Source organism: Aeromonas sp. R2-1 (genome assembly GCF_040908425.1).
GTDB classification, from domain to species: domain Bacteria; phylum Pseudomonadota; class Gammaproteobacteria; order Enterobacterales; family Aeromonadaceae; genus Aeromonas; species Aeromonas caviae.
Map to the genome: position 1 here is coordinate 1 of NZ_JBFODR010000006.1, position 4,948 is coordinate 4,948.

Consider the following 4,948-nt stretch of genomic DNA (forward strand, 5'->3'; position numbering starts at 1 on the left):
TTGCGCCCCGGCGATAGAGATCCGGAACTCCTCTTGCTCCCTGACCATCCCCAAAGGGATTCCTGATTTGTAGCTGGTCAGGATCTGCTCGAGCTTGTCATCGGAAAGGGCCTTGTAGTCGATTCGCCTGACATCTGGAACATCGTGCCCTTCGGTAACCAGCTGTAATGCCCCTACGCTATCCTGACCAATGCAACTGAGCAGATCGAAGGGCTGGGTTGATTCCGCTTGATAGCGTGCAACAACCCTGTTCCTCACCTCTGCATTATCTGGCAGCAGGTTATCGAAGAAGTTATAGGCTTCATCGCCCCGGTAGGGCTGATGGCGCAATGGCATGGAGAGTGAGAGCGGACGGCTGCCCGGTTGTGCTAGCCATGACTCATGGTACTGAAATTGATGGGCGCCGCTGGTAGTTTTGGTGAATGTGCCTACCCGATAGCCGTTCATATAGACAGCCAGATTGGCCATTACCACTCCTCCTTCCAGCCAGATGCCGGACTATCGGATGATTCATTGCGGGGTTTGATGTCCAGTGACAATTCGAGTGCCGCGAGGATCTTGAACAGGGTCTCCAGCTTGGTGGACTCAGGATTGAGCTCGAAGCTGGAGACTGTGTCTTGCCTAATCCCCACTTTCTCGGCCACTTTGCCTTGAGAGAGTTTTTGAGAAAGCCTGGCATCCTTGATACAGGCGCTCAGCTGCTTAGCGCTGGTTACTTTCATGATTCGATTACCTGGTCGCGTGCATTCTTCCAATTTACACGCTACGACAGGTATATCAATGCTTACCTGCTATAGAGGGTAAACATCATTTACACGTCAAACTCGGTATCTAAGATTTCTTCCCCATCGTTTATAGTGTAGCTTTTTATTCTAATTCAACTATTTAGCTGTTTTAATCGATACAAAAATTTTTGATTGGAGTCACCACGTTATGACAAAGCTTCCATTTTTCCTAAGCTTAATCGAAGCATTTCGCCCCTGTTTTTGATGCGATATCAGTTTTTTTTCGGCCAATTCAATGTCATCAGGATGCAGTTCATCTAAAGTGACACTAGGTGCATTTTTTAATGCTAATCGCTGCTGAGCATTCAAGGTGACGTTAAACTGAACTCGTTTCTTTTGAAATGAATCAATGTGATGGCTCATATGTGCTATAATTTTCACATACCCTTTTTTAATACGATCGCTTTTTGTAACATATGGTTCATTTTTTTCATTTTCTCCAGATTTAAATCTATCATTAAGATAAATAGCAAGGAGGTCAGCTTCGGTATTTATATTTGTATGTTTTCTTTTATTCCACGTAAAGTAATGAATGCCTGATTTATTATTAGATCGGAGGCTCGTCTTTTGTAGAAGACATAATCCTGATAAAAGATTTAAGGCTTCCTTGAACGTTAATATTTTGGGTTCTTTTGCACTGCTAAGTAATTGCCGCTCACCATAACTTGGTACGGGCAAAGTCTCATAACCAAATGCATGATTTATTTCCTCTGGTGTGGATGCAAGTATTTTATGAGAATTTGAATTTTTATACTGTGCAAAAGATGCATGAGCACGAAGTGCAGCTATTACTATCTCCAAATCATTCGGTGAGATAGGGTCTCGCAAGTTAATAGATAAATTCAAATCAGTTATAATTTCCACCTCATCAATATCTTCTGCTTGTTCCATCATTAATTTAATATCGAGTTTTTTACTATCAAGAGGATCACTAATATCAAATTGGATTTTGTTTGAATCCTTACTGACGGCATCAAGTGGGATCTTGAGTTTTTCGGTAGAACTATATATTTCAAAAAAAGGCCCATGTGAGTATGGTTTTATTATATTTATAGGTACTGGGTGGGTTGAAATTACAGTCATGTAGTTTCCTGCTTCGCAAAACGATAAATTATCTTTTACCTTTTCTCTTCTACGCTTTATTCCATAATTTTCTTGGTGATAAAAACCATATAGTTCTACGTATTCAATCCACTCTAACAGCAACTCAGGAGGATATTTATGAGGTATGGCAGTATTGAATTCTTTGTATTCCATCAATATTTCAGATGATATTCCTTTAAGCGCGACTATTGTTTCGTTTTTGGTTTCGTAATTGTCCTCTGCAATCTCTTTGATCAATGGGAAAAGATATTCACTCCATTCGGAAGCGCCTCTTTCCTCGACTACGTGGTTAACCAAAGCTCTTTTATAAAGATAAATGTTTTCGCTCTCCTCTGAGAACCCTGCAGAGGAAAATTTATTAGAGATACTTATGTAGAGTTCAACTATACGAAGATACTCCTCCGGGTATTGTTTAATTACAGATATTTTATATATCTCCTGAGCTACTATATTCCTCACTTCCGCAAGTGCGCTCAGATTGCGTTCTTCTCTCATATTATTCATCAGCTTATGCCTATAGGGTATCGAACATCGCACTAAATTCTAAGTGAATCAACTAACCAATAAAACACTTTTTTTTCATGTAAAAAAAGTAGTTTATTTCTGTTTGATCATCCTTAAAGTGAGGTTTAGTGGTAGGGGATACAGGCAAATTCGCCATAGCTAACCACTATAAAAATGACTTTTTGAAACTAAATTGGAGAAGGCTATGAGTAACAACGTAGGTATTCATATATTCACAGATGAGTCGTTAGCTCGCCATGACTATGAGCTGGCGTTAAAAGTGAACCAGGCCACTACAGCCCATGTCACTAGAGCAATGGCCAAAATGAATACTCCTCAGCAACTGCGTGCTCTCAGTGCTGTTGGGCGCGCTGAATTGATGTTTAACGATGAAACGCTGTTTAAGATCATTGGCTCTGTTGAAAATTAAGGAGGCTTTAGGGACGGTGCGAACAACTACCTCATGAAAAATTAAAATCTTATCCATTTAATATCAATAGGTTATAAGTTGGCTCTTTTTACGATATGACTTGTTCGCATCTTTCTTAGTCTCAGTGATCTCTGTGAGATGACTGGGACTACTATTATGTATCCCACAGAAATTTATTTGGTATCACCATAAGCTGATTTGTAGGGAGCTACAACAGGCGTTATTGCACATCTCTTTTCTTAATAGAGTTTTTATTTGATATTTTTTGACTAGGGACGTTGATATACATCAGCGACATGATATACCTATTCCTGCAAGCATTGATTCTCATTTTGGCAATAGAGGGATATTTATATCCACAGTGACAAAGAGTAACGGGATAGGTGTTTGTTAAATATATATACGATTTATGGTATCCCGATAATCTACTCTGCTTAACAGAAGTAAAAGAAACAGCCAAAGAATCTCGATGATTGAGCATGTCTTGTCTGGTCGAACAATTTATGAAGGACATTACCGTCAGGTTTCATATTTGGTTCAGCTATTTTGTCATTCGATACAGGATTACTGGTTGGTATGGTGCCGCATTCCTAGGTTTTTGTACGTAACTTCCAGTAACCTGCTGCGTCGCAGTTTGGCTGCTGACCTGTTCGGTGAGTCGAAAGATGGCTCGTCTCAAAGCCCGGCTTTGTGGCTTTCCTACTTTGGCTTCCATCCAGTAAATCGGGAATCGTTGCCAACTTTGCTTAAATACTCAAAGACAACTCAAAAGCTACCTATTGGTGAAGGTGCGGATTTGAAGTTTGAATCGCCCCGGCTTCTCTAGACACTTTTGAGCCGTTCGAAATATTGCTTTTCACACTCTACTGGCGATAGCCCATTGTTGAAACTGAATCGCCCCTACTTTCCTAGACACCTCAAGAGCCTCAAACTGAGGTCAATCAGGAGGTGTTATGAGCAAGCAGCAACGTTACACGGAAGAATTCAAACTGGCCGCCGTCAAGCAGGTGACTGAGCGCCATTACCCAGTGGCAGAGGTCGCTGAGCGACTTGGTGTTTCCAGCCACAGTCTTTACGCCTGGATCAGGCGCTACAGCCAGCCCGCCGTGCAGCAACAGCATGACTCCAGCCAGCAAGCCGAAATTCGGCGCCTCAAGGCTGAACTGCGCCGCGTCACCGATGAGCGAGATATCTTAAAAAAGGCCGCCGCGTACTTTGCCAAGCTGTCAGGGTAAGGTACGCCTTCATCCGGGTGCACGCGTCCACACATCCCATCCGCCGACTGTGTCGGATGATGAATGTCCACCCGAGCGGTTATTACGCCTGGCAGCACCAGCCTTTATCTGCCCGCGCACTTGAAGACCAACGCCTCCTGGGCCAGATCAAGCAATGTTGGCTAGAAAGCGGGGGCGTCTATGGCTATCGCAAGATCCGGGATGACCTGCGAGAGATGGGCGAGACCTGTGGGAAACACCGGGTGGCGCGATTAATGCGTCATGAAGGTTTGCGTTCACAAACCGGTTATCGTCGCCGTCCCGGTCATTATGGTGGCCGGCCAACGGTGGTTGCACCGAATCATCTTGAACGCCAGTTCGATGTGACTGAGCCAAATAAGGTCTGGGTAACGGACATCACTTATATTCGAACCCATGAAGGCTGGCTCTATCTGGCCGCGGTATTGGATTTGTTTTCACGACAAGTCATTGGTTGGTCAATGGGGCCACGGATCGACCGAGAGTTGGCCATCAGCGCGTTACTGATGGCAGTGTGGCGACGGCGACCCGAGCAGGAAGTGCTGGTTCATTCTGACCAAGGGAGCCAGTTTAGCAGCTATGACTGGCAGGATTTTTTGCGGGAGCACCGGCTCAAGGCCAGCATGAGCAGACGTGGCAATTGCCATGATAACGCGGTGGCGGAGAGTTTCTTCCAACTCCTCAAACGCGAGCGGATCCGACGTAAAACCTATGCAGATCGGGAGGAGGCCCGGCAGGATGTGTTCGATTACATTGAAATGTTTTACAACCCCAAGCGTCGGCACAGTTTCAACAATGGGCTATCGCCAGTAGAGTGTGAAAAGCAATATTTCGAACGGCTCAAAAGTGTCTAGAGAAGCCGGGGCGATTCA

6 protein-coding genes are annotated in these 4,948 nt (G+C 44.0%); 3 read left to right on the forward strand and 3 right to left on the reverse strand.

Annotation, left to right across the window (positions count from 1 at the left end):
* The 3 genes from AB5Y80_RS00305 to AB5Y80_RS00315 all read right to left on the reverse strand — a co-directional run.
* On the reverse strand, nt 1–468 hold a 468-nt coding region (locus AB5Y80_RS00305; RefSeq protein WP_368172383.1), incomplete at its 3' end, for a HipA N-terminal domain-containing protein.
* Nucleotides 468–722, reverse strand: a complete 255-nt coding sequence (locus AB5Y80_RS00310) for a helix-turn-helix domain-containing protein (protein WP_042047685.1) — start codon at nt 720–722, stop codon at nt 468–470. The genes AB5Y80_RS00310 and AB5Y80_RS00305, both read right to left, overlap by 1 nt.
* A gap of 201 nt (nt 723–923) precedes the next feature.
* Nucleotides 924–2,384, reverse strand: a complete 1,461-nt coding sequence (locus AB5Y80_RS00315) for a hypothetical protein (protein WP_368172384.1) — start codon at nt 2,382–2,384, stop codon at nt 924–926.
* Between the two features lie 214 nt (nt 2,385–2,598).
* Between AB5Y80_RS00315 and AB5Y80_RS00320 the strand changes: the two genes are divergently transcribed.
* The 3 genes from AB5Y80_RS00320 to AB5Y80_RS00330 all read left to right on the forward strand — a co-directional run bounded on the left by AB5Y80_RS00320 (nt 2,599) and on the right by AB5Y80_RS00330 (nt 4,930).
* Nucleotides 2,599–2,823, forward strand: a complete 225-nt coding sequence (locus tag AB5Y80_RS00320) for a hypothetical protein (RefSeq protein WP_368172385.1) — start codon at nt 2,599–2,601, stop codon at nt 2,821–2,823.
* Between the two features lie 469 nt (nt 2,824–3,292).
* Nucleotides 3,293–3,649 (forward strand): hypothetical protein, encoded by a 357-nt coding sequence (locus tag AB5Y80_RS00325; protein WP_368172386.1) that lies wholly within the window; start codon nt 3,293–3,295, stop codon nt 3,647–3,649.
* A gap of 127 nt (nt 3,650–3,776) precedes the next feature.
* Nucleotides 3,777–4,930, forward strand: a protein-coding gene (locus AB5Y80_RS00330; RefSeq protein ID WP_139739419.1) for an IS3-like element ISAeca4 family transposase whose coding sequence is annotated in 2 segments (ribosomal slippage) — nt 3,777–4,014 and nt 4,014–4,930 — 1,155 coding nt in all. Because the reading frame shifts where the segments join, the coding sequence is not laid out codon by codon here.
* Nucleotides 4,931–4,948: the final 18 nt, after the last annotated feature.